The sequence below is a fragment of the Photorhabdus caribbeanensis genome, from assembly GCF_018448885.1.
GTDB classification, from domain to species: Bacteria; Pseudomonadota; Gammaproteobacteria; order Enterobacterales; family Enterobacteriaceae; genus Photorhabdus; species Photorhabdus caribbeanensis.
On sequence record NZ_RCWB01000026.1, the window covers coordinates 1 to 25,599 of the forward strand.

Here is a 25,599-nt window from a genome sequence, read left to right on the forward strand (position 1 = left end):
GTGATTAAACAGAATACCAGTATAAAAGACAGTCAGGCGGCTAAACGTCGAAGAGCCATTTGGTCAGGGGAATTCCGTAGTCAACTTATCTTTGATTAAATTAAATACAAAGTGGAATCCCGCCCTGTGTTCAATTGTTACATAACAATAACCCTGTTGATATGGATACATCTCTTGCTATAACTGAATGGGGAGGTGAAAAAGATCTTTATTATTTACCGCTTACTGCCCACTACTACCAAATAGATGATAAAGTAACCGGCGGAAAAGCTAATGCAACAATTCATTTTACAATTGAATACAAATAGCTTTACAAATCATCCAATTTAACTTAAATTATTAACATCACGACAACATGAAAAAAGAGAAATTTTCATCAGTGATGTTAGTAATACAGCAGAATTAACACCTGATTTAGACGATAAATAAATCTGCCATATTAATTTCACTAATAATTTATATACCCTATGGATTTCAAGATGGATCGCGACGGCAAGGGAGCGAATCCCCGAGAGCATAGCTAACTATGTGACCGGGGTGAGTGAGTGCAGCCAACAAAGAGGCAACTTGAAAGATAACGGGTATACGGGGAAGATAGTAGCGCCACTCTCACTTCATTATTTTATTAATAATTCATGTTGTCAGTAATTAAGAATAAATCTCAACAGGCATAGATATGAAATCTTATTTACGGTTATTAATTTCTGCTGTTTTACTTTTCAATATCAATAAAATACATGCTGCTTGTATTTCAGAGTCCACAACGAGTAGCGGCACTGTATATTTTGATTTAACTTCACTTAAATTAAACTTAAATACATCAAACACTAAAAGCATTCATGTCGCCAGATTCAGTGCTGAACAATTAGCCAGCAGTATGGGGCTCAATATAAATGACCCTATTTTTTCATGTGATGACAACGGATATTTGGTTTTTGGTGAAAGTGTTTATCCTGGCATGGCAGGTAGTACGGAGCATGGAACCGGAAAGTTAACAACAGGTATAGAGAATCTCTATTTATATTTTGTTGCTCCTACCGGTAACTTAAATAATATGAAATATCCCACAGCAGATGGCAGAAGTTATATCTATTACCCGCCAGAAAAGAAAAAAATCACCTGGAAAGATATCGGTGATATTGATGTTTATCTCTATAAAGAAGGCGCAATTAAATCGGGAAAATCATTGCATGCTGGAATAATTTCCCTATTACAAACATCGAACGGCATCCGTCTAATAACAATAAGAAACAAAACAAGATATCGTGTTACTGCTCAAGGTTGCATGGCGCTATCTGGTGATCAAACCGTTAGATTTCATGATGTTTATAGTTCTTCGTTTAAAGGAAAGGGAACAACTGCCGGCCATGCTGATTTTAATATCGGTATTGAATGCACAGAAAAAATCGAACCTACAATTACATTTTCAGCAAGAACAATCAGTGGCGCCCCAGAGAGTATTATTCAATTAAACAGAGCTAATGCAACAAATACAGCAAAAGGGGTTGGTGTACAAATCTTATATATGGGAACTCCCGTTCCTATTGGGAAACCATTTGTTGTCGGTCATTCTGACAGGCATTCTCGTTATAATTTACCTTTCACTGCCCGCTATTATCAGACCGATGATAGAATAACAGGTGGAAAAGCTAATGCCACAGCACATTTTACCGTTCAATATGAGTGATATTAAGTATAAACTGTGTAGCATTCTCTTATCTGGATAATCAACATGGAACAAACAGTTATACACGCCAATCAAGCATCACTGCCCAAATATGACAGTGGATTTATGACTCAAATCGAGTATGGAACGGTTATTAAACATCCCCAAGTGCATTTCTGGCAAGCTCACTTTGAACTTTCGCATTATCAGGATGAATTGTTCAATCAATTAAATCTCCCCTTCCCTGACACATTAACTAAAGCCGTCAAGAAACGGCGGGCTGAATATCTGGCAGCGCGTTATTGCGCCAGACAACTTTTAGCGCAATTAGGGCAACCTGAATTTAATTTGATCTCTGGTCATGATCGCGCGCCAATCTGGCCGGCAGGTATTTGCGGTTCTGTTTCTCATTCAACTTATTGTGCAATTGTGCTGGCTGCACCGCAAACTCATAACCGATTAATTGGTGTTGATGTAGAAGCTATCGTCGACCGTCAAAATATGGATGAAATCACAAAAATGATTGTGAATGACAGGGAAATTCAACTGCTAAAACATTGTCATTTACCACTTGAACAAGCGTTTACCCTTGCTTTCTCTGTAAAAGAGAGCTTGTATAAAGCGCTCTATCCACAAGTAAAAAAATTCTTTGGCTTTGAAGCGGCTGAAATTACTGCCCTATCCCTAGAAAATAATGAAATAACATTAGTGTTGCGGGAAACTCTCAGCCATCATTACCCAACAGGTACAATATTTCGTGGGCAATTTATTATCTACCCACAGGAAATATTAACGTTAATTATTCAATAGCCTAAAATGATAATTGCTGATTTTGCTCAGCAATTTCACTATTATTCATTACCATCATTTTCAATAAAAATGCTATTTATTTAATATCCTTTCCTGTATTTATCAGTGAGTTATTGCCCACAGCAATTAATTCTTCCAACAAAGCTGAAAGCTGAACCAGTTTTTCCGGCGAAAAGGCTTTTTCAATAGCCTGATATCCCTGTTCCACTTGCTCTTTCGCCTTTTCATAAAGTTTCTGACCATCCGGTGTTAAAGAAACATAAAGTTTGCGCTGATCATTCATCGGCTTAAGACGAAAGATCAAGCCATCACGCTCCATGCGAGTCAATATCCCAGTCAAACTTGGGCGAAGAATACAGGTTTGGCAAGATAAATCATAAAAATCAATCGACCGATTATCAGACAGTACGCGGATAATACGCCACTGCTGTTCAGTCAAATTATGACTCTTAAGGATTGGGCGAAAAAAACCCATCGCGGTTTCTCGCGCCTGAAGTAATGCAATTGTCAGAGATTCATGCATGGGTAATGAAGGCTCTTATCTTAGAGCCTATCCTAATTAGGCTATTTTATTTGCCATTGTTTGCAATAAATACGTTCATTCATAAGAATGGCCTGCAACAATAACGCCTATTGGGATAGACAGTTAATCACTGATTTACTCTCTGTTGAGAGTACTATCTCACTCTATAACTACAATACGCTCTATAACTACAATAAAAAGACTAGCACGTCCCTCAATCAACCACAAAGAAAAAATCATAAAAATATTAATAAGTAAATAAAAATAAACTCTGAAAATCAAGTTAATAAAAGGTTAATGCAGAAGGAATCCCTTTATCCATAAAAATAATAAATAATTGATTAATAACGATAAAAAATAAATTTAGCAGCGATATTGTTACTGAGATCACAATTAAAATTAACAAGCACATTAACATATTGCAACAATGCGCTTTGTAGTTTATTAATATATTAATAAATGCATCTTAAAACCACCCGTTTAAGTTCATGAGGAATCGTTAATGAAAGGCACTGTCTTCGCCGTAGCCCTCAACCATCAGAGCCAGATAGATTGCTGGCATGACTCATTTCAGCAAGCACCTTATAACACCTTACCTAAAACACCGGTGTGGTTTATTAAACCACGGAATACCGTTATCACCTCCGGTGAAGCGATTCCCCATCCTGTAGGTGAAGAGGTTCAAAGCGGTGCAACGCTGGCATTAATAATAGGTAAAACCGCCCGCAAAGTTGCCATTGAAAATGCGGCCGAATATATCGCAGGTTATGCATTAGCGAATGAAGTCAGCCTGCCAGAAACCGCTTTCTATCGTCCGGCAATAAAAGCGAAGTGTCGTGATGGTTTTTGCCCTATAGGCCAAATGGCTCATCCTGAATCAATTGATGCGTTAGATATCATCACCGAAATCAATGGCCAGGAAGTCGATCGCTGGTCAACAGCCGATCTGGTGCGTTCAGCCACGGAATTAGTTGCAGCATTAAGTGATTTCGCAACTCTCAAAGAGGGAGATGTGATCCTGCTTGGGACTCCACACCAACGTGTTGTTATCAAACCGGGCGACAAGGTTGTTATTCTGGCGGTAGGTTTCCCATCACTGGAAAATCAGGTTGTGCAAGCGGGAGAAAAAGCATGAAACACGCAAGAGTTCACTATCAAGGTTGCGATTTGCTCGTGACTGTCGACGAACAGGAAAATGTTTGCCTGCCAGATGGCAGCAAAATCAGCAGCGAATCTGTTCAGTGGCTGCCCCCCGCAAACGGTACCCTGTTTGCCCTCGGTTTAAATTATGCTGATCACGCCACTGAGCTGGAATTTAAGCCCCCCGAAGAACCGCTGGTTTTTATCAAGGCCGCCAATACGCTGACCGGTCATCGTCAGGTTTCCGTTCGTCCTGATCATGTGGAATACATGCATTATGAAGCTGAGCTGGTGGTTGTTATTGGCAAAACCGCCCACAAAGTCGCCAAAGAACACGCTATGGATTACGTTGCCGGATACACTGTCTGCAACGATTACGCCATCCGTGACTATCTGGAAAACTACTATCGTCCTAATCTCCGGGTAAAAAGCCGCGATACATTGACTCCCATCGGTCCGTGGTTCGTCGATAAAGAAGATGTACCCGATCCGCATAATCTGACATTAAGCACCTGGGTTAATGGTGAATTACGTCAACGCGGTACAACCGCTGATCTGATCTTCAATATTCCATTTTTGATCACTTATCTAAGCGACTTTATGACGTTGCAACCGGGAGACATGATCGCCACCGGTACGCCAAAAGGGTTATCCGATGTGGTGCCGGGAGATGAAGTTATTGTTGAAGTTGAAGGTGTTGGGCGTCTGGTCAACCGTATTGTCAGCCAGCAAGAGTATGAGGAGAGTTTGTAATGACCATGATTAACCATTGGATCAACGGCAAAAACGTCAGCAGTAAAACCTATTTTGAAACCACAAATCCTGCTACCGGCGAAGTGCTGGCTGAAGTCGCTGCCGGTGGTCAGGAAGAGATTGATCAAGCCGTCGCCGCCGCCAAGGAAGCATTCCCAAAATGGGCAGATCTGCCGATGAAAGAGCGTGCGCGTCTGATGCGCCGTTTGGGTGATTTGATTGATGAGAATGTGCCTGAAATCGCCGCAATGGAAACCAAAGATACCGGGCTGCCCATTCACCAAACACAAAATGTCCTGATTCCACGCGCTTCTCACAACTTCAACTTCTTTGCTGAAATTTGTCAGCAAATGAACGGTCATACCTATCCCGTCGATGACAAGATGCTCAACTACACACTGGTGCAACCCGTTGGCGTTTGTGCGCTGATTTCTCCGTGGAACGTGCCATTTATGACCGCTACCTGGAAGGTTGCTCCCTGTTTAGCACTAGGTAACACCGCAGTACTGAAAATGTCAGAACTTTCTCCATTAACCGCAAACCGTTTAGGAGAATTGGCGCTAGAAGCCGGTATCCCTGCCGGTGTGCTGAATGTGGTTCAGGGATATGGCGCTACCGCGGGTGACGCGCTGGTGAAACATCACGATGTACGCGCAGTTTCATTTACCGGCGGCACCGTGACCGGTCGTCAGATTATGAAAAATGCCGGCCTGAAAAAATATTCAATGGAGCTAGGGGGGAAATCTCCAGTTCTGATCTTTGAAGATGCGGATATTGAGCGAGCACTGGATGCCGCCCTGTTCACCATTTTCTCTATCAACGGTGAACGTTGTACCGCAGGTTCACGTATTTTTATTCAGGAAAGTATCTACCCTGAGTTTATTAAACGTTTTGCTGAACGCGCTAATCGTTTACGGGTTGGCGATCCACAAGATCCAAACACTCAGATCGGCGCACTTATCAGCAAACCGCATTGGGAGAAAGTCTCCGGTTACATCCGTCTGGGGGTAGAAGAAGGCGCTACGCTGCTGGCTGGCGGCCCAGATAAACCGATTGATTTACCGGCACACCTAAAAGAGGGCAATTTCCTACGCCCAACGGTTCTGGCGGATGTTGATAACCGTATGCGGGTGGCTCAGGAGGAGATCTTCGGCCCTGTCGCCTGCCTGTTGCCATTCAAGGATGAAGCAGAAGGTCTGCGTCTGGCAAATGATGTGGAGTACGGTCTGGCTTCTTATATCTGGACGCAGGATGTCAGCAAGGTATTGCGTCTGGCCCGTAATATTGAAGCCGGCATGGTATTCGTCAACACCCAGAACGTTCGTGACCTGCGTCAACCATTCGGCGGCGTGAAAGCCTCCGGCACCGGCCGTGAAGGCGGTGAATACAGTTTCGAAGTGTTTGCTGAGATGAAAAACGTCTGTATCTCTATGGGGGATCATCATATCCCACGTTGGGGGGTATAACCGTTTCATCAGCGTTAACCACGGCGAATTCCGGTTCGCCGTCCTGATATCAAATGAGGATTTTATGGGTAAGTTAGCGTTAGCAGCCAAAATTACACATGTGCCATCCATGTATCTGTCTGAACTACCGGGAAAGCATCATGGTTGCCGTCAGGGAGCCATTGATGGTCACAAAGAGATTAGCCGCCGTTGTCGCGAAATGGGGGTCGATACCATTATTGTGTTTGATACGCATTGGCTGGTGAATAGTGCCTATCACATCAATTGCGCCGACCATTTCTCCGGCATTTACACCAGTAATGAATTACCCCACTTCATCCGGGATATGAGTTATGAATATGACGGTAATCCTGAATTGGGACAAATGATCGCAGAAGAGGCGCGCAGTGTCGGCGTACGCGCTCAGGCGCATGAAATCCCAAGCCTGAAACTGGAGTACGGCACGCTGGTACCGATGCGTTACATGAATAGTGACCGGCATTTTAAAGTCGTCTCAATCTCCGCATTCTGTACTGTCCATGCTTTTGAAGACAGTCGTCGTCTTGGGGAAGCGATTCTGAAAGCGATTGAAAAATATGACGGCACCGTTGCTGTACTCGCCAGCGGTTCCCTTTCTCACCGTTTTATTGATGATCAGCGTGCCGAAGAGGGCATGAACAGCTACACCCGAGAATTCGACGAACAGATGGATCATCGGGTGGTTCAGCTCTGGAAAGAGGGCAAATTCAAAGAGTTCTGCAAGATGCTGCCGGAATATGCAGATTATTGTTATGGCGAAGGCAATATGCACGACACAGTGATGCTATTAGGTCTACTCGGTTGGGATAAATATGACGGTAAAGTGGAATTTCTGACCGAACTGTTTGCCAGTTCCGGCACCGGACAAGTCAACGCCGTATTCCCGCTACCTGATTACATCGCCAATAACAGTCTATCCCCTGATTTGGAGTAACCTATGCCACATTTTTATGCTGAATGTACAGAAAACATCCGCGAACAAGCCAATTTGCCAGAGTTGTTTGCCAAAGTGAATCAGGCGCTGGCGGATACCGGCATTTTCCCATTAGGCGGCATACGCAGCCGCGCCATCTGGCTAGATACCTGGCAAATGGCTGATGGTAAACACGATTACGCATTCGTCCATATGACACTAAAAATCGGCGCAGGACGCAGCCTTGAAAGCCGTCAACAGGTTGGTGAGATACTGTTTCCTCTGATCAAACAACATTTTGCCTCGCTGATGGCGCAACGTTACCTTGCCCTCTCTTTTACGATGGAAGAATTAGATCCGGTATTGAACTACAAACAAAACAACGTCCATGCCTTGTTTCGTAAGGAGTAGTGATGCCGAAGTCTTTTCATCAGCATCCTCCTCGTTGGTTAATTCCTTTATTAGGTGCGCTAGTGGCCTTCGGGCCTCTGTCGATTGATATGTACCTGCCAGCCTTGCCGGAAATGGCAAGGCAATTACAGGCGACACAAGGGCAGATGCAACATACTTTAGGCGTATTTTTCGCCGGTTTCTGTATTGGCATGCTGTTATACGGCCCACTGAGCGACCATTTAGGACGAAGAAAACTGCTGCTTAGCGGTATCGCATTATTTGTCGTTGCCAGTGCGTTGTGTACCTTGGCGACGCAAGTTGAGCACCTGATTTTACTGCGCGCATTACAGGCATTTGGCAGCGGCGCCGCGGTGGTCATGGGCAGAGCTATCGCCCGTGATATCTATGGCCCACAGGAATTACCGCGCGTGCTATCACTCATGACTTTAGTGACCATGATAGCGCCGCTTATCGCCCCATTACTCGGTGGCTTATTGTTAACCTATTTCAATTGGCAGGCCATATTTACGCTATTGAGCCTGTTCGGTTGTATCAGTGGAATATTATTACTATTTTTCTTGCCAGAAACGCTGCCTGCTCAGAGTAACAGCGGAAAACTTATCACCGCGTTTAAAAATTACGGCAAGTTACTGACTGATGGTGAAGCGATGGCGACTATCGGCACATTGGCATTCACTTGTGCCGCCATGTTCGCATTCATCAGTGGTTCCCCTTTCGTCTATATCAATTACTTTCAGGTTCCGGCGAATTACTACGGCTTACTGTTCGCCTGTAATGCGCTAGGCATGATAGCAATAGTGCTGCTTAATGTCCGTTTACTAAAAGTCTACGATGTTTCTCGTCTGTTATTTATCCAAACCAGTGCTCAATTACTGTTTGGCATCTTACTGGTTATCTTTTATCAGCAAAGTCTGACTGTGGTCGTCATTTTGGTCGTATTGTTTATCTCGCTGGTTAATGCCATTGGTACTAACAGCCTCGCTTTATTACTTCAACATCGCGGTCAACTTGCCGGTAGCGCCAGTGCGCTCGCTATTTCCGCACAATTCGGTATGGCGGCGTTCGCCAGTGTTGCCGTCTCTTTACTACAAGATGAAACCCCTTTTGCTATGGCCCTTGTAATGACAGTTTGTGCTGGATTGTGTTGGTTATGCCAACAACTAGCCACTTTCTACCAGAGAAAACCTCTCACACAAGTGTCTTTAGGAGAAAAAAATCATGACAAATAATGTAAATACAGAATTACTGCGTCAACAAGCTTATATCAACGGGCAGTGGGTTAATGCCGACAACCAGGCAACGTTTAAGGTGACTAACCCGGCAAATGGTGAAGTTATTGCCCACGTCAGTAATATGGGGGCGGCTGAAACAGAACGCGCAATTGAAGCCGCTCAGCAAGCCCTGCCTGCCTGGCGAGCAATGACAGCCAAGCAACGCAGCCAGATTCTGCAACGCTGGTTTCAGTTAATAATGGCAAATCAACAAGCACTGGCTGAACTGTTGAGCCGGGAACAAGGGAAGTCGCAGACAGAAGCTATGGGCGAGATCGCTTATGGCGCCAGTTTCATCGAATGGTTTGCGGAAGAAGGTAAACGCACCTACGGTGAAACTATTCCAAGCCCGATGCCAGGCCGACGGATCGTCACGATCAAACAACCTATCGGCGTTGTGGCGGCCATCACACCGTGGAACTTCCCCAATGCCATGATCACCCGCAAGGTCGGCCCTGCTCTGGCTGCGGGCTGCACGGTAATCCTAAAACCCGCCTCAGAAACCCCACTTTCAGCTCTGGCTCTGGCTGCGCTAGCGGAGCAAGCCGGCATTCCTGCGGGGGTATTCAACGTGGTGACTGGCGTCGATGCAAAAACCATCGGTGGTGTTTTGACCCAAAGCCCGATTGTTCGCAAGCTCTCTTTTACTGGCTCAACCCGCATCGGCAAGCTATTGATGGCACAAAGTGCCGATACCGTGAAAAAGCTATCGCTGGAATTGGGCGGCAATGCGCCATTTATCGTTTTTGACGATGCCGATATTGATGCCGCTGTACAGGGGGCGCTGATAGCTAAATTCCGCAACAGCGGTCAAACCTGTGTTTGCGCTAACCGAATTTTGGTTCAGGAAACCATTTATGACGTCTTCGCCGAACGTCTGGCACAAGCCGTTAATCGGTTGCAGGTTGGCCCGGCCAGCGACGCCAAATCACAACAAGGCCCACTGATCAATCAAGCCGCCGTCGATAAAGTCGAGGAACACATCAGTGATGCCATTTCCCACGGCGCACGCATATTAGCAGGGGGTAAACCCCACGCTCTGGGTGGTCTGTTCTTCGAACCTACCGTATTGGCTGATGTCAACGAATCCATGCTTATCTCTCAAGAAGAAACATTCGGACCTATCGCGCCACTGTTCAAATTCCGTGATGAAGCAGAAGCCATCCATCTGGCAAATGATACTGAATTTGGTCTGGCAGCTTATTTTTATTCCCGCGATATCGGCCGGATCTACCGTGTAGCAGAAGCGCTGGAGAGCGGCATGGTCGGGATCAATGAAGGTTTGATCTCTAATGAAGTCGCCCCATTTGGCGGCATTAAACAATCGGGTTTGGGGCGTGAAGGTTCACGTTACGGCATCGAAGATTATCTGGAAGTGAAATACCTCTGCTTTGGCGGCATCGAGGACACAGGAGTTTAACCGCATGTTACAGAAAGAAGTCGTATCACAGGTTGCACATCGTCTGCATCAGGCAGAAAAAAGCCGTGAACAAATACGCCAGATCTCATTGGATTACCCTGAAATCACCATCGATGATGCTTATGCTATTCAGCGTCACTGGGTGGAGTTGAAAATTGCCGAAGGCCGCGTACTCAAAGGCCATAAAATTGGTCTGACCTCAAAAGCGATGCAAGCCAGTTCACAAATCAGCGAGCCGGACTATGGCGCTCTGCTGGACGATATGTTTTTTCCTGATGGTAGTGATATTCCATGCGATCGCTTTATTGTGCCCCGTATTGAGGTCGAACTGGCATTTATCCTGGCAAAACCTTTGCGTGGCCCGAACTGCACCCTGTTTGATGTTTACAATGCAACCGATTACATCATTCCTGCGTTGGAATTGATCGATGCCCGTTGCCATAACATCGATCCGGAAACCAAGCGTCCACGCAAAGTGTTCGATACGATTTCTGACAATGCCGCCAACGGCGGCGTCATTATGGGCGGCCGTCCGATTAAACCTGATCAGTTTGATCTGCGTTGGATCAGCGCCTTGCTCTATCGCAATGGCGTGATTGAAGAATCCGGCGTCGCGGCGGCGGTACTTAATCATCCTGCTAATGGTGTTGCATGGTTGGCAAACAAACTGGCCCCACATGGCGTTCAACTTGAAGCAGGGCAAATTATCCTCAGCGGCTCTTTTACCCGCCCGGTTCCAGCCAATAAAGGGGATACCTTCCATGTGGATTACGGCCCCATCGGTGCTATCAGTTGCCGTTTTGTTTAAGGAGAAAAATATGGATCGGTTAACCAATAAATTTAAACAGGCATTAAAAGCAGGCCAGCCACAAATCGGTTTATGGTTGGGGCTTTGTAACCCCTATAGCGCTGAATTAGTGGCCGGAGCCGGTTTCGACTGGCTACTTATCGATGGCGAACATGCACCGAACGATGTTCAGACGATTTTAAGCCAATTGCAAGCCATCGCCCCTTATCCAAGTCATCCCATTGTGCGCCCGCCCTGGAATGATCTGGTTATCATTAAACAACTGCTGGATATCGGCGCCCAAACTTTATTAATCCCCATGATACAAAACGCTGAGCAGGCTTATGAAGCGGTTCGCGCAACCCGTTATCCACCAGCGGGTATCCGTGGCGTGGGTAGCGCTCTGGCAAGAGCCTCTCACTGGAACAGAATTCCTGATTATCTCCATCGCGCCAACGATGAAATTTGCGTTCTGGTTCAGGTAGAAACCCGTGAAGCACTCCGTAACCTACCAGAGATCCTCAAAGTAGAAGGTGTGGATGGTGTCTTTATCGGTCCGGCGGATCTGAGTTCCGATATGGGCTTTGCCAATAATCCGCAACATCCTGAAGTGAAAGCTGCAATTGAACAGGCAATCGCTCAAATCAAAGCGGCGGGTAAAGCGCCGGGCATTCTGATGTCAGCCCCCAATGTTGCCGAGCATTACCTGAAACTCGGCGCACTATTTGTTGCTGTTGGTATCGACACCACTTTATTGGCTCGGACAGCGGAAGCGCTAGCTGCAAGATTTAATGCGAATAAAGACTCTCCGGCAGCGCCTTTATCTGATGTTTATTAATCTCAACCAGTACAACATTAACAACCGATTTACCCGATAACCTTTTGATTTGCCATGACCATGTAATACAAATAAAAAAGCAATTAAGGAAAATGACAATGAGCGATTCATCAACCGCTGCGCAACAGCCGGGCAATCCCGCTGCTCAACATAAGCAACTCACGGCACAACAGCAATCCGTCATTAACAAACTATTCCGTCGCCTGATTATTTTCCTATTCGTCTTATTTGTATTCTCGTTTCTGGATCGAATCAATATCGGGTTTGCCGGCCTGACAATGGGTAAAGATCTTGGACTAAACGCAACCATGTTCGGTCTGGCGGCAACGCTGTTCTATGCCACTTATGTCATTTTCGGTATTCCTAGCAATATCATGCTCAGCATCGTCGGGGCGCGACGCTGGATAGCGACTATCATGGTGCTTTGGGGGATCTCCTCCACTGCCACCATGTTCGCCACCGGACCAACCAGCTTGTATATCTTGCGTATGCTGGTCGGTATCGCCGAGGCAGGTTTCGTGCCGGGTATCCTGCTATATCTGACTTACTGGTTCCCAGCTTACTATCGTGCCCGCGCCAATGCGCTGTTTATGGTGGCAATGCCGGTGACGATGGCATTTGGTTCTCTGGCTTCCGGTTATATTCTGGAAATGGATGGCCTGCTGAACCTTCACGGCTGGCAATGGTTATTCCTACTGGAAGGTTTTCCTTCGGTGCTACTAGGAATTGTCGTTTGGTTCTATCTTGATGATTCGCCAAAACGCGCTAACTGGCTGACAGATGAAGACAAAAAATGCTTACAAGAGATGATGGATAACGACCAGCCAGCTCAGGTTCAACCGACAAACTCATCAACTCATCAGGCCATGCCAAAACCCAGCATATGGCGTGAAATTTTCGCGCCGATCATGCTGATGTATACCCTGGCCTACTTCTGCCTTACCAATACCTTGAGTGCGATTAATATCTGGACGCCACAGATTGTGCAAAGTTTCAATCAGGGCAGCAGTAACGTCATGATCGGCATTCTGACCGCCATTCCTCAGTTTTGTACCATCATCGGAATGGTTTACTGGAGTCGCCGTTCAGACCGACTACAAGAACGCAAAATGCATACAGCGCTACCCTATCTGTTCGCCGCCGCGGGCTGGATACTGACCTCATTGACCAACCACAGCGTCATTCAGCTCATCGGGATTATTATGGCTTCAACCGGCTCATTTACCGCAATGGCGGTCTTCTGGACCACGCCGGATCAAGCTATCAGCTTACGCGCAAGAGCGATCGGCATTGCGGTTATTAGCGCTACAGGCAACATAGGTTCGGCACTCAGCCCGTTATTAATCGGCTGGCTGAAAGATCAGACCGGGAGTTTTAATACCGGCCTCTATTTCGTTGCTGGGTTATTGGTCATTGGCGCAGCGATTATCTGGCTGATCCCAATGAAACACGCCAGACAGAGAACAACGCAGTAATTTCAATAAAAAGGAAAAACCATCATGGCTGAACCTATCATTGCCAACATTGATATCAGCAAGGATTATGATGAAACTCAAGGCACTGATGATGTGCATTATCAGACCTTTGGCCGGATGGCGGCATTTTTTGGTCGTAATATGCAAGCTCATCGTCACGATGGTTTTTTCCAACTTCATTTTTTGATCACCGGCCATATTGAATTACAGTTGGATGCTCAACACTATTCTGTACAAGCACCGCTGTTTATCCTGACTCCGCCCTCCGTTCCCCACGCTTTTTTCACTCAAGACGACAGTGATGGATATGTTCTTACCGTACGGCAAGATCTGATATTACCGTTATTGGAATCACTCTATCCGGCTAATAAAGATATTCTTGACATTCCGGCTATTTGCTTATCTGTCGCCGATAAACCGGAAGAGCTGGCTGCTTTTAATCACTATTGGGCGTTAATCGCCCGCGAATCATCTAATAACTTTATCGGTCGAGAGCAATCGCTGACATTCTTAGCACAAGCTATATTTACACTGTTATTACGCAATATTCCTCTTGATGATCACCCGATTAATGGCGTGCGAGGAGAAATTAAATTATTTCAGCGCTTTAACCAATTAATAGATAATTATTATCATCATCATCTTTCCGTGCCGGAATATGCCCATAAGTTAGATATTACAGAATCGAGATTAAAAGATATGTGCCGTCGGTTTACCAACCGTCCACCGAAACGGCTCATCTTTGACCGTCAATTGCGTGAAGCCAAACGGCTATTATTATTCAGTGATTGCCCAGTATTTGAAGTTGCTTACCAGCTCGGATTTAAAGATCCAGCCTATTTTGCCCGCTTCTTTAATCGATTAGTTGGCTGCTCGCCTAGTCATTGGCGAGAAAGAAATATTCACGAAAAATAAATATCCATGCTAATTATACCAAGCCCGGCATTTTATTCTGCTTGTTCCGCAAACATCGTTCTATTAATTCGTGATAAACTTACTCATTTTTATTACAAAATCTCTTCCAAGAATTAAAATTCTGAATATACTGAGACTCTGTAACCCACTGGAGCTTTGTGAAGGATAAATGATGGCAACCGGAGTGCCGGTATAAATAAATTAATTTAAGAAAAGGAAACACAACATATGCAAAATCCTTACTATATGACAGGCGAATTCGGATTCCCACCTTTTGATGTCATAGACTTCATATAATCATGAGAATTCGAGAATGAGCAAATCAGCCATAGTTTTAAATATCACTTATGCTATCTTTTGTGCATTATTTATATATATGATGTCATATTTAGAAGAAGAGCATTATATCGGTGGTCAAGATATAGATAATCTCTGTACTGTTTACAGAGAGCTGATAGATGATAACCGTGATGTATTTGCTCCAACATGTTTACTGATTCTATCCCCCTTAATTTATGCAACTGTAAAAAAAAGATTCAAATCACTCTCTCTTAATATCATTACATTCGCCTTGCTAGGATACTGGATATGGCGTTTTTTCATCAGATTAATAGTATGTACTTAGAATAATCTCAGATATTCAGGTAGCGGCTGCTGAATAGCTACCTGAATGTCAACTCACGCTATTCAATTGTCACAAACACGCCATCTGGATAGCCCAGATTTTTAATCTCTCTCTTAAATACTTTTATGACATATTTATAAGTATTCTGTTTTTTATGTTTATTCCTCTTACAAATGTAAATTATCTTAAATTTATAAATTTTTGATTGCTTTTTGCCCACACCCTACCGCAGGATAAAAAAAGTACATTAGAGGATCAACCAGTATGGCAAATATCATTTATTTAACATTGAAAGGCAAAAAACAGGGGCTGATCTCCGCTGGCTGCGGCTCCTTAAACTCCATAGGAAATAATTACCAGCACGGCCATGAGAATGAGATTTTTATTTACTCTCTTCAACATTTAATGACGAGGGAACAACACGTATCCCATCATCCGGTTATGGTAGTAAAACCCATCGATAAATCTTCGCCTTTACTGGCGCGAAGCTTCGATGACAATGAAGAGCTGGAATGTTTATTTGAGAATTATCGCACATCACTCACCGGAGGATTAGAAAAAAACTATTCCATCAGGCTAGGCCACGCCTTGATATCCAGCATAAAAAGCAATTATCCGCATTCCAGAGACAGTAATGCCAGCGTACCACAGGAAATCATCTGTTTTACTTACAAAGATATCACGTGGAACAACCTTGCTTGTTCAACCGGTTCTTATAGCTTCTGGGATGACAGGATTTATTGACGATGAATAATGCCGCTTATTTAACTGATACTCCCGTTGATTCAGAATCTGAGAATGGATTACGAATTGTTTTATCACCTGTGCAACTTGCGGCGGTCCTGTCGGATAATACCATTACCGAGGAAGAGACTTGGAGTAACAGAATATTAGGTGGAGCGGGTTTAGCGGCAGGAGTCGTTGAACTGATTGGCGCTGGCGCTCTTTGTCTGGCGCCCGATCCTTCAACCCTAACCAAAACTGCCTGCGTTATTATCGGCGCGCACAGTCTTGACGTAATGAATGCTTCTGCCAGTCAAATAATTACCGGCAGAGAAACCATGACGGAAACTTATCGCGAGGCGGTAAATTTAGCAAAAGAATTTGGGGCTGATGATTACACCGCTTCTGAAATAGGGCTTACTGTCGATATTGCTGTACCATTGTCATTTGCTTCAATAGCGGGCGCTGTTAGAGTTGCCTCTGTACGAGTAGGACGAATTAAGTTAATTGAACATGAATCGCCTACAGGTTTAAAACCAGGTGGACATACTTTGGCTAAACATGTTGGGTTATCGGAGCAGGAATTGAGGGCGAGGCTATTAAATAACAAATCGGTATCCAGAGTGAGTACATTTTATAATCAAGATGTAGCAGAGAAAGTGATTTCAAAAGCCTTAAAGAATAATCAGATAAAAATAACTACTTTATTGAAACATACCCCAAAAGGAGTAAAACAAGAGATAGATTATATTTCAAACACGCCTGTTGGTTTCGGATTTACTAAAAAATCTGAAAATTTGCAGGAATTATATAAAGTTAGGGTAGTTTTATATAAATCTGAATTTAACGGTAAACAATACTATATACTAACAGCATTCCCAAAATTTGATTAAAATTTGTGGAGAAGAAAATGGAACTAAATCGTTTAATGTACGCCTACTTCAATCAAGACTTTGATATAATATCTGGCCCTGAGCTTGATGATGTCATAAATGATTATCTTGACACTGCAAATGACAAGATGAAAAGAGAACTAATAGAAGAAATTGATTCTTTCATCCATAACTCAAAAAATGTAGAAGAAGAGTTTAAACTTGTCTATTCTGATTCTGATTTTGATCCTGATTTATGGGAAATTACTGCATTAGATTTTCTAAATCATGTATCCAAAAGAGCACAAGATCATCTAGATAAAAATAAATAATTACAGGATTTTTAATTCAAAAATAAACAAGGAATTTTAATCAATAAGAATAGTTTATATATTTCAAGCAATTCTATTGATTTCGATTACCAGGAGATCGCAATAATATGAAAGGCCAAAATTAAAATGACCGGACAATATCCATTTCTAGATATTTTAATGCATGCTTACTTTAACCAAGACTATGATATAATATCAGGTCCCGAGCTTGATGATGTTATCAATGATTTTCTTAATGACGCATCTCAGGGAATGAGAAAAGGGTTAATAGAAGAAATCAACGATCTTATTGACTCTTCTGAAGATGTAGAGAGCACATTTGATTATCATTACCATGATGCTGACGTTCTCCCCGAAGGGTGGGGTATGACAGCACTTGAGTTTTTAAAGCATGTGTCAAAAAAGTCACAAGATTATTTAAACGAGCATACTGAACAAGATGAGTAATTAAGGCGTTATGAATTTAACGACAAACAATATTATATATTAACAGCATACCAAAAATCCAATTAAAGTTAATGGAAACAAAAATGAACAGACAATATCCACTGCTAGATAATTTAATGTACGCCTATTTCAATCAAGACTACGAAATAATATCTGGCCCTGAACTTGATGATGTTATAGATGATTTTTTTAGTAACACAAGCAATAGAATCAAAAGAGAAGTCATAAAAGAAATCAACACATTCATATGTAATTCCGAAGATATAGAGAAAGAATTTTACTTTATCTATTCTGACGCTGACGTTTTCCCTGACATATGGGGCCTCACAGCGTTTAAATTTTTAGAGCACGTGTCAAAAAAAGCACAAGATTACATAGATAAATACGAGTAACTAAAAATTTTTTCACATAGCAACAAACAAGGAAGTTTAATAAATAAGAATAGTTTATATATTTCAAGTAATTCTATTGATTTCGATTACCAGGAGATCGCAATAATATGAAAGGCCACAATTAAAATGACCGGACAATATCCATTTCTAGATATTTTAATGCATGCTTATTTTAATCAGGACTTTGATATAATATCAGGTCCCGAGCTTGATGATGTTATCAATGATTTTCTTCATGTCGCAACTCTGGGAATGATAAAAGGGTTAATAGAAGAAATCAATGATCTTATTGACATTTCCGAAGATGTAGAGAGCACATTTGATTATCATTACCATGATGCTGACGTTCTCCCAGAATGGTGGGGTATGACAGCACTTGAGTTTTTAAAGCATGTGTCAAATAAGTCACAAGATTATTTAAACGAGCATACTAAACAAGATGAATAGTTAAAGTATTCTTAAATAAAAAAATAAACAAAGAGGTTTAATTCAATGGAAAAAGAAAGAAAATATATCGATGATTTAATACTGACTTATTTTCATCAAGATTATCTGTTATTTGGTGAAACAATAGATGAAATAGTAACTGATTATCTAAACTGTCAACACCCAATAACTATAATAAGTTTAATAAGAGAGATTAATAATTTCATTCGTAATTCTGATGACGTAGAAAAAGACTTTCAGAGCTTGAATTACGATGAATTTGTTCCTGAATTATGGGACACCACGGCGTTAGATTTTCTAAATCATGTATCCAAATTAGCACAAGAATATTTGGATAAAGATGACTAATCATAGTAATTTTTAATGTGACAGTAAATAAAGAGGTTAAATATAATGGACATGAGAGAAAAATGGCTGTACATAGATAAGATGAAAAAGGCTGTTGAGAAGAATGATTATGAATCATTTCAAAGAATATTCAATGAGCTGCAAGGAAATTATCTTAATATTGCACCACTAATATTATTAAAAAATATTAATAATCTTATCCTTGGTGCTAGCAATATAAAAGGATGTTTTAGAACTCATCATTATGGCGCAGCTAATCCACAGTTATGGGACACTATTTCCGCCGTATTAGAACATCTGAATGAGTCATCTAAAATAATGCAAAGTTATATAAATAAACACCATGAAAAGGATAAATAAATCAACCTTGAATCTATAGAATATTCAAATAAAAAACGCTTTTGAAGGTAATTAATTATATATTATACTTTAAAAGCGTCATTTATTAACCAAACCTTAAAAACATTAATTACAAACAAATTCATTTTATCGTCAATAAAAACAAAGATATACATGTCATTAAAGATATTTATATAATATCCATAACATAATACTTAGATTATTTCACCTTTAACTAGAAAAAAATCATAAAAATAACAAAAAAACATTATAAACATTCCCATAAAATATGAAAAAATTTGCTTTTCATTCAGTTTTTCTTTACTAATACTGGTTCATTTGATATTTAATTTCTTAATATAAAACTTTAAATGAGAATATTATGCAAAAAATTACATTAATTACTGGCGGATCACGCGGCATTGGTCGCGCAACGGCTTTTTATTTGGCAGAGAAAGGGCATCACATTTGCATTGGCTACCATACCAATCAAAATCAAGCTCAGGAAGTCATAGAAATCATCCATAATATCGGCGGTAAAGCTATCGCCATTCAGGTCAATGTCGCTGATGAAAAACAAGTTGTAGAACTCTTCCAAAGAACTGATGCCGAACTCGGATGCATCACAGGTTTAGTCAACAATGCCGGAATACTTAAACCACAAGCGTCAATTGAACAATTAACCGCTCATCGCTTACATGATATTTTTGCCACCAATGTTATAGGCAGTTTTCTTTGTGCACGGGAAGCGGTTAAAAGAATGTCTTTCCGACGTGGAGGTCACGGTGGATCAATCGTCAATGTTTCATCAGCAGCATCTCGACTGGGAGCACCGCACGAATATATAGATTATGCCGCATCAAAAGGAGCAATCGATACTTTGACTATTGGTCTGTCTCTGGAAGTGGCAGATCAGGGAATTCGGGTCAATGCCGTTCGTCCTGGATTCATTTATACCAATATGCACGCCGATGGCGGCGAGCCAAATCGAGTGGATCGGGTGAAAAATTCCTTACCAATGAAACGCGGCGGACAACCGAAAGAAGTTGCACAGGCTATCGCCTGGTTGCTGTCGGATGAAGCTTCATATGTAACCGGAAATTTTATTGATCTGGCCGGAGGGAAATAGATTTTGATCCAAAAATCGAATCAAGTTGCGCCCTTCAATTATATAACCTTGCGACTGCCCGCCAGCCAATCGAGGCTGTCGCAAAAGGCCGACATTCCTTGCTAAGAGTGAAAATAAACCCACTGCCCCACTGCGATTCGCTGCCTACTATTTGTACTACCACCCCATGACAAGGTGAAAGTTTTCTTCACGCAGCCTACTTTTTTGCTGACCCCTTATGCAGCAGTGATCATGTTACTTGTTACAACTTTTTTAATTACACATCTGTAACATGACTCAATCAAACGGGTAACTCGCTGTTACTACCGGGTTCCCTTGCTCTCCTCTATTGTGAACATGTCAGCCAAACACAAAGCGTTATCTCGTTACTGACAACACACCTCAATACAATAAAGGGGATTTATATGAAATTTGTTATCGTAGAAAAACGTGACAACAGTGCACCTACTGAAACACAGTTACAAACCGCCATTACCGCTGTAGGAGGAGAACCGGGTGAAGTGACTGGAAATAATGCCAGACGAACCATTTATTTCAAGGGTGATGTTGACCACAATAATTTTGAAAATTATCTTATCAAGCATATCGAACGTGCGCGCAGTACTAGCTGGAATTTTATCTGGGGTGATACAACGCTATTGAAATTGACCACCCTTGCAGCAAAACAAAACCTGTCACAGGGCGATTATCATCATCTGTTCAGTACATTACTGGATACGGTGAGTAAATCGGTAAAAATTCAGATCGCCCCAAACGATTTAGCTACACTGAAACAGTCAAAATATAAACTGTGCTTTGCCAAAAAAGTTGGCGACCATAATTACAATGTCGTCTGGCAGGCTTACGATAAATTCCTTAGCAGCAATACGTTCAGTTGGATTCCCATATACCAGCTGTTCGGCACTAACAGCTTTAATTCAGGTGTAAAAGTCGATGTGGCCACCAACCTGGTGCCAATTCAACTGGGCGAGACATCTACGCTTGATTCCAACGGTAATCTCCAGGAAGCAATTACTGGCGGTCCAGATACCGGATTTACGTTGTATAACGAGTACGGTTCAATTCATCCTGGTATTAGACAATTGTCGACCGGCATTAATGGCGAAAGAGTGAGCACACCAATTTATGCCTCAACCGATCCCATCGTGACCGGAGAATGTCTCCTGACACCGGTTGAAAAAGTGTTGGTTTGGTTCGAACAAGATGTTATCACCAGTACAATGTTCAGCACCTCCCGTTCAAAATCCATTGAGATTGACCTTACAGAAACTAATAGCGCAGTACGCCTGTATTCTAATGGCGTATGGAGTACGCCAAAATAATTTCATGGGGGCATCACGCCCCCTTTCACTAATGTAATCACTGATTTTTTGTAAGAAAGTGTCGTGCCAGCGCATCGCAGATTAACTGAGCAATTTTTTCCTGACCGCAAATATCATACGCTGCGTCAAAATCAAATTGAGTTGTCCATGTGACATTTCCACATATTGCATCAACCAGACGCAGGATAATCCGGATACGCAGAGGTTCAGCCCTTACACTACCCTCCAGCACCAACCCCCGCCTTTCGCCAGTCACCTGTCTTAATCGTATCTTGCACACAAGCTCCTTCAGAGTGAATGCATGTAACATCTGTATATTGCCAAACATACTGAATAACCGATAACCTAGCTCCTCGCTTAACCCCTGAACGAAAGGAGTCGCGTCATGAGTCAGACTACGCAATGGTTGTAAAACCAACCAGTCGAACTCAGACAATATGACGAATTTAGTGGGACAGGCACTTATAACAAGCTGATAATTTCCTTTAGGAATGGAAAACCTTATAGGATCTCCGCCTCCTTCGGTCATATAGTAATTCTCCAATTTCTGTCGCAACCGACCAAATTGCACGCGAACCACCGGATCATCACATGTAGAATATCGTCTAGGATCACGATTAAATAACGTAATCCCAAGTTCATATTCACTTACCGGTGTATCTCTCGCTTTTTCAACCATAAAAGATAAAACTTTACACAGCCGCGATGCTCTCGCAAAAGATGAGCTACGAAGTATCTTATTTAGCTCATCCTGAATGTCCTTTTCACAAAATAAATTCGATGCCCCCGTTACCTTTGTATTACTCACAGTGACTCTCCTTTTTCGTTGACTTTAATTCCGAGCTGATGCAACTAAAATCATTTTTCGAAGGAGGAGCATAGCCCGTCTATAGCGGGAACTAATGCGAGGTTAGAAAGTCGCTTCTTTAAACAACCGTGGCTCGCTATAATCCAGCGAATTCACATCCCGCCCCGGCTAAACTCCATTCGAAAAAGATAAGGGATAGGATAGGAGTCAATCAGGTAGGGAGTAGTCACTATGAGCTGGCATATTGATAACAGGATTCATCGCTATTTTCTGGATAAACGATATGCCAAGCGCCCATTCGGTTGAACGCAGGCCAAACTGCAACAACCAAAATCCTAATACAACCAAGAGATAAATCATGAAAAACATTGACCCAAAACTTTATCAACATACGCCCACGATTAGCGTCTACGATAACCGTGGCCTGACTATTCGCAACATCGACTTTCACCGCACCGTCGCAGGAGGTGATACGGACACTCGTATTACCCGCCACCAATATGATGCCCGAGGACACTTGAGCCAAAGCATTGATCCACGTCTGTATGACGCCAAACAGCTCGACAACTCAATAAACCCCAACTTTCTTTGGCAATACAATTTGACCGGCGATACTTTGCGAACAGAAAGTGCCGATGTCGGCCGTACCGTTGCCCTTAATGATATTGAAGGCCGTCAAGTCTTGATTGTAACCGCAACCGGCGCCATTCAGATCCGACAATATGAAGGGGACACCCTGCCCGGCCGTTTATTGTCCGTAAGTGAACAAGCCCCCGGAGAAAAGACACCTCGCATTACTGAGCATTTTATTTGGGCAGATAATACACAGACGGAGAAAGATCATAACCTTGCTGGCCAGTACTTACGCCACTACGACACAGCAGGAGCAACGCAACTGAAAAGCCTGTCATTGACAGAAAATATCTTATCTCAATCTCGTCAATTATTGGCCGATGGTCAGCAAGCAGACTGGACAGGTGATGATGAAACTCTCTGGCAGACCAAACTCAACAGCGAAATCTATACGACACAAAGCACCTTCGATGCTACCGGCGCTTTGCTGACCCAAACCGATGCAAAAGACAACGTACAACGTCTGGCTTACAACGTAGCCGGGCAGTTAAAAGGTAGTTGGCTGATATTGAAAAACCAAAGTGAGCAAGTCATTATCAAATCCCTAACCTATTCCGCCGCAGGCCAGAAATTGCGTGAAGAACACGGTAATGGCGCTATCACTGAATACAGCTATGAACCGGAAACCCTACGATTGCTCGGTACCACCACTCGCCGTCAAGCAGATAACAAGGTGCTACAAGATCTACGCTATGAACATGATCCTGTCGGGAATATTATCAATGTCCGTAATGATGCAGAAGCCACCCGCTTCTGGCGCAATCAGCAAATAGTCCCTGAAAATACCTACAGCTACGATTCCCTGTATCAGCTCATCAGTGCAACAGGACGTGAGATAGCTAACATCGGTCAGCAAAGCAACCAACTTCCTTCGCCAATCATCCCTCTTCCTACTGATGACAACTCATATACCAACTATACTCGCAGCTATAATTACGATCGCGGCGGCAATCTGGTTCAAATCCGGCACAGTTCCCCCGCCACCCAAAATAACTACACCACAGATATCACCGTTTCGAATCGCAGTAACCGGGCAGTGCTGAGTTCGCTAACCTCAGACCCAACACAGGTGGATGTATTGTTTGATGCCGGTGGACATCAAACAAAATTGCTGCCGGGGCAAGAGCTGAGTTGGAATATACGAGGTGAATTACAACAGGTAACGCCAGTCAGTCGCGAGAGTGCCAGTGATCGGGAATGGTATCGTTACGGCAACGACGGCATGCGACGGTTAAAAGTCAGTGAGCAGCAGACTGGAAACAGCACGCAGCAGCAACGAGTAACTTATCTTCCCGGTCTGGAACTACGTACAACACAAAATGGAACCACGATATCAGAAGACCTGCATGTTATTACCGTGGGAGCGGCAGGCCACGCGCAAATACGGGTTCTGCACTGGGAAACCACACCACCAGCAGATATCAGCAATAATCAGTTCCGTTATAGCTATGATAATTTAATCGGTTCCAGTCAACTTGAATTGGATAAGGCAGGACAAATTATCAGTCAGGAAGAGTATTATCCATTTGGCGGCACAGCGTTATGGGCAGCAAGAAACCAAATAGAAGCCAGCTATAAAACCTTACGTTATTCAGGTAAAGAACGAGATGCGACCGGACTCTACTATTACGGCTATCGCTATTATCAGCCGTGGGTTGGTAGGTGGTTAAGCGCCGATCCGGCTGGAACAATCGATGGATTAAATCTATACCGGATGGTGAGAAATAATCCGTCAACACTCGTTGATATTTCTGGGCTTGCACCTACGAAATACAATATTCCCGGATTTGACTTTGATGTAGAAATAGATGAGCAAAAAAGATCTAAATTAAAACCAACGTTGATAAGAATCAAAGATGAATTTTTACATTATGGTCCTGTAGATAAGCTGTTAGAAGAAAAAAAAACCGGACTCAATGTACCTGAGGAGCTATTTGATAGAGGTCCATCCGAGAATGGAGTGTCAACATTAACTTTCAAAAAAGACCTACCGATAAGTTGTATTAGCAACACAGAATATACCCTTGATATCTTATACAACAAACATGAGACTAAACCATTCCCTTACGAAAACGAAGCAACAGTTGGCGCAGATCTGGGAGTAATAATGTCCGTGGAGTTTGGAAATAAATCAATAGGTAATGCATCTGACGAAGATTTAAAGGAAGAACATCTACCTCTAGGAAAATCCACAATGGATAAAACAGATCTGCCAGATTTAAAACAAGGGCTAATGATAGCCGAGAAAATAAAAAGTGGAAAAGGGGCATATCCTTTTCATTTTGGTGCCGCAATAGCTGTTGTATATGGTGAGGATAAAAAAGTAACCGCTTCAATTCTGACAGATTTATCTGAACCTGAAAGAGAGGAAGGCGAGTATTTGCAAAGCACGAAAAAGGTAAGCGCAATGTTTATCACAAACGTCAATGAATTTCGAGGCCATGATTACCCAGAAAGTAAATATAGTATCGGATTAGTTACAGCTAAAAGACGTCAGCCGGTAATAAGCAAAAAGCGTGCAAATCTGGAAGATGCCCCTTCATCATCCAGAAATAAAAAATTGCATGTACATTAATCTCTGTGCTTTCATCAAAGCTCTTGTACATAAGCTCATATATACCCTATGGATTTCAAGAGCATCGCGACGGCAAGGGAGTGAATCCCCAGGAGCATAGCAAACTATGTTACCGGGGTGAACAAGTGCAGCCAACAAAGAGGCAACTTGAAAGATAACGGGTATAGCTATTATCCCACTAAAGGTGATCGTATAAAC

The 25,599-nt window shown here is 42.8% G+C and carries 28 protein-coding genes; 25 read left to right on the forward strand and 3 right to left on the reverse strand.

The genetic code is table 11. The annotated features are described in order from the left end of the window. The first annotated feature begins 676 nt into the window (after positions 1 to 676). Positions 677 to 1,687 (forward strand): fimbrial protein, encoded by a 1,011-nt coding sequence (locus EAE90_RS16205; RefSeq protein ID WP_214054342.1) that lies wholly within the window; start codon positions 677 to 679, stop codon positions 1,685 to 1,687. 45 nt (positions 1,688 to 1,732) lie between these two features. Next, positions 1,733 to 2,476 (forward strand): 4'-phosphopantetheinyl transferase family protein, encoded by a 744-nt coding sequence (locus EAE90_RS16210; protein ID WP_214054343.1) that lies wholly within the window; start codon positions 1,733 to 1,735, stop codon positions 2,474 to 2,476. 76 nt (positions 2,477 to 2,552) lie between these two features. On the opposite strand, the gene hpaR is transcribed toward EAE90_RS16210, so the two are convergent. Then, positions 2,553 to 2,999 (reverse strand): homoprotocatechuate degradation operon regulator HpaR, encoded by a 447-nt coding sequence (hpaR, locus tag EAE90_RS16215; protein WP_214054344.1) that lies wholly within the window; start codon positions 2,997 to 2,999, stop codon positions 2,553 to 2,555. 502 nt (positions 3,000 to 3,501) lie between these two features. Here hpaR and EAE90_RS16220 point away from each other — a divergent pair. From EAE90_RS16220 to EAE90_RS16325, 22 genes are all read left to right on the forward strand, one after another. After that, complete coding sequence (locus tag EAE90_RS16220; RefSeq protein ID WP_214054345.1) at positions 3,502 to 4,134, forward strand: fumarylacetoacetate hydrolase family protein; 633 nt, start codon at positions 3,502 to 3,504, stop codon at positions 4,132 to 4,134. Beyond that, on the forward strand, positions 4,131 to 4,892 hold the full coding sequence (locus EAE90_RS16225) for a fumarylacetoacetate hydrolase family protein (protein WP_214054346.1): 762 nt from the start codon (positions 4,131 to 4,133) through the stop codon (positions 4,890 to 4,892). The genes EAE90_RS16220 and EAE90_RS16225 overlap by 4 nt, the downstream gene beginning before the upstream one ends. Then, the gene (gene hpaE / locus EAE90_RS16230; protein ID WP_214054347.1) at positions 4,892 to 6,358 is read left to right on the forward strand and encodes a 5-carboxymethyl-2-hydroxymuconate semialdehyde dehydrogenase; all 1,467 of its coding nucleotides are present in this window, start codon (positions 4,892 to 4,894) and stop codon (positions 6,356 to 6,358) included. The genes EAE90_RS16225 and hpaE overlap by 1 nt, the downstream gene beginning before the upstream one ends. Positions 6,359 to 6,422: 64 nt before the next feature. Beyond that, complete coding sequence (hpaD, locus tag EAE90_RS16235; RefSeq protein WP_036779308.1) at positions 6,423 to 7,310, forward strand: 3,4-dihydroxyphenylacetate 2,3-dioxygenase; 888 nt, start codon at positions 6,423 to 6,425, stop codon at positions 7,308 to 7,310. A 3-nt stretch (positions 7,311 to 7,313) separates the two neighbouring features. Then, positions 7,314 to 7,700 (forward strand): 5-carboxymethyl-2-hydroxymuconate Delta-isomerase, encoded by a 387-nt coding sequence (locus EAE90_RS16240; protein WP_036779306.1) that lies wholly within the window; start codon positions 7,314 to 7,316, stop codon positions 7,698 to 7,700. A gap of 2 nt (positions 7,701 to 7,702) precedes the next feature. Next, entirely contained in the window at positions 7,703 to 8,932 is a 1,230-nt protein-coding gene (locus EAE90_RS16245; RefSeq protein ID WP_214054348.1) for a Bcr/CflA family multidrug efflux MFS transporter, read from the forward strand. Beyond that, the gene (locus EAE90_RS16250; RefSeq protein WP_214054349.1) at positions 8,922 to 10,394 is read left to right on the forward strand and encodes an NAD-dependent succinate-semialdehyde dehydrogenase; all 1,473 of its coding nucleotides are present in this window, start codon (positions 8,922 to 8,924) and stop codon (positions 10,392 to 10,394) included. Before EAE90_RS16245 ends, EAE90_RS16250 begins: the two co-directional genes overlap by 11 nt. 4 nt (positions 10,395 to 10,398) lie before the next feature. After that, positions 10,399 to 11,202: a 2-oxo-hept-4-ene-1,7-dioate hydratase gene (gene hpaH / locus EAE90_RS16255; RefSeq protein ID WP_214054350.1), complete on the forward strand. Its 804-nt coding sequence runs from the start codon at positions 10,399 to 10,401 to the stop codon at positions 11,200 to 11,202. 10 nt (positions 11,203 to 11,212) lie between these two features. Further along, positions 11,213 to 12,019: a 4-hydroxy-2-oxoheptanedioate aldolase gene (gene hpaI / locus EAE90_RS16260; RefSeq protein WP_214054351.1), complete on the forward strand. Its 807-nt coding sequence runs from the start codon at positions 11,213 to 11,215 to the stop codon at positions 12,017 to 12,019. Positions 12,020 to 12,117: 98 nt separating this feature from the next. Beyond that, on the forward strand, positions 12,118 to 13,494 hold the full coding sequence (gene hpaX / locus EAE90_RS16265) for a 4-hydroxyphenylacetate permease (protein ID WP_214054352.1): 1,377 nt from the start codon (positions 12,118 to 12,120) through the stop codon (positions 13,492 to 13,494). 24 nt (positions 13,495 to 13,518) lie between these two features. Continuing rightward, the gene (hpaA, locus tag EAE90_RS16270; RefSeq protein ID WP_036779296.1) at positions 13,519 to 14,409 is read left to right on the forward strand and encodes a 4-hydroxyphenylacetate catabolism regulatory protein HpaA; all 891 of its coding nucleotides are present in this window, start codon (positions 13,519 to 13,521) and stop codon (positions 14,407 to 14,409) included. A 313-nt stretch (positions 14,410 to 14,722) separates the two neighbouring features. Next, positions 14,723 to 15,034, forward strand: coding sequence for a YjeO family protein (locus tag EAE90_RS16275; protein WP_214054353.1), 312 nt, complete (start codon positions 14,723 to 14,725; stop codon positions 15,032 to 15,034). 264 nt (positions 15,035 to 15,298) lie between these two features. Then, on the forward strand, positions 15,299 to 15,778 hold the full coding sequence (locus EAE90_RS16280; protein ID WP_036779293.1) for an Hcp family type VI secretion system effector: 480 nt from the start codon (positions 15,299 to 15,301) through the stop codon (positions 15,776 to 15,778). 2 nt (positions 15,779 to 15,780) lie between these two features. Next, entirely contained in the window at positions 15,781 to 16,650 is an 870-nt protein-coding gene (locus EAE90_RS16285; protein WP_214054354.1) for an RNase A-like domain-containing protein, read from the forward strand. A 17-nt stretch (positions 16,651 to 16,667) separates the two neighbouring features. After that, a complete protein-coding gene (locus EAE90_RS16290) occupies positions 16,668 to 16,961 on the forward strand; it encodes a contact-dependent growth inhibition system immunity protein (RefSeq protein WP_214054355.1) in 294 nt (97 codons plus the stop codon). Between the two features lie 126 nt (positions 16,962 to 17,087). Beyond that, positions 17,088 to 17,408 (forward strand): contact-dependent growth inhibition system immunity protein, encoded by a 321-nt coding sequence (locus EAE90_RS16295; protein ID WP_112894629.1) that lies wholly within the window; start codon positions 17,088 to 17,090, stop codon positions 17,406 to 17,408. 83 nt (positions 17,409 to 17,491) lie between these two features. Then, complete coding sequence (locus EAE90_RS16300) at positions 17,492 to 17,800, forward strand: contact-dependent growth inhibition system immunity protein (protein ID WP_214054356.1); 309 nt, start codon at positions 17,492 to 17,494, stop codon at positions 17,798 to 17,800. A gap of 126 nt (positions 17,801 to 17,926) precedes the next feature. Next, complete coding sequence (locus EAE90_RS16305) at positions 17,927 to 18,247, forward strand: contact-dependent growth inhibition system immunity protein (RefSeq protein ID WP_214054357.1); 321 nt, start codon at positions 17,927 to 17,929, stop codon at positions 18,245 to 18,247. Between the two features lie 45 nt (positions 18,248 to 18,292). Continuing rightward, a complete protein-coding gene (locus EAE90_RS16310; protein WP_214054358.1) occupies positions 18,293 to 18,595 on the forward strand; it encodes a contact-dependent growth inhibition system immunity protein in 303 nt (100 codons plus the stop codon). A 45-nt stretch (positions 18,596 to 18,640) separates the two neighbouring features. Next, positions 18,641 to 18,955, forward strand: a complete 315-nt coding sequence (locus tag EAE90_RS16315) for a hypothetical protein (protein WP_214054359.1) — start codon at positions 18,641 to 18,643, stop codon at positions 18,953 to 18,955. A gap of 361 nt (positions 18,956 to 19,316) precedes the next feature. Then, positions 19,317 to 20,063 (forward strand): SDR family oxidoreductase, encoded by a 747-nt coding sequence (locus EAE90_RS16320; protein WP_214054360.1) that lies wholly within the window; start codon positions 19,317 to 19,319, stop codon positions 20,061 to 20,063. Between the two features lie 404 nt (positions 20,064 to 20,467). Continuing rightward, positions 20,468 to 21,385 carry a hypothetical protein gene (locus EAE90_RS16325; RefSeq protein WP_214054361.1) on the forward strand — a complete coding sequence of 306 codons (918 nt, stop codon included), beginning with the start codon at positions 20,468 to 20,470 and terminating at the stop codon, positions 21,383 to 21,385. A gap of 37 nt (positions 21,386 to 21,422) precedes the next feature. Here EAE90_RS16325 and EAE90_RS16330 read toward each other — a convergent pair whose 3' ends face one another. Next, on the reverse strand, positions 21,423 to 22,193 hold the full coding sequence (locus EAE90_RS16330) for a hypothetical protein (RefSeq protein ID WP_214054362.1): 771 nt from the start codon (positions 22,191 to 22,193) through the stop codon (positions 21,423 to 21,425). A gap of 207 nt (positions 22,194 to 22,400) precedes the next feature. After that, a complete protein-coding gene (locus tag EAE90_RS16335) occupies positions 22,401 to 22,553 on the reverse strand; it encodes a hypothetical protein (RefSeq protein ID WP_214054363.1) in 153 nt (50 codons plus the stop codon). On the opposite strand from EAE90_RS16335, the gene EAE90_RS16340 reads away from it, so the two are divergent. After that, positions 22,552 to 25,401, forward strand: a complete 2,850-nt coding sequence (locus tag EAE90_RS16340) for an RHS repeat domain-containing protein (RefSeq protein WP_246550851.1) — start codon at positions 22,552 to 22,554, stop codon at positions 25,399 to 25,401. The two genes, EAE90_RS16335 and EAE90_RS16340, sit on opposite strands and share 2 nt — an antisense overlap. Positions 25,402 to 25,599: the final 198 nt, after the last annotated feature.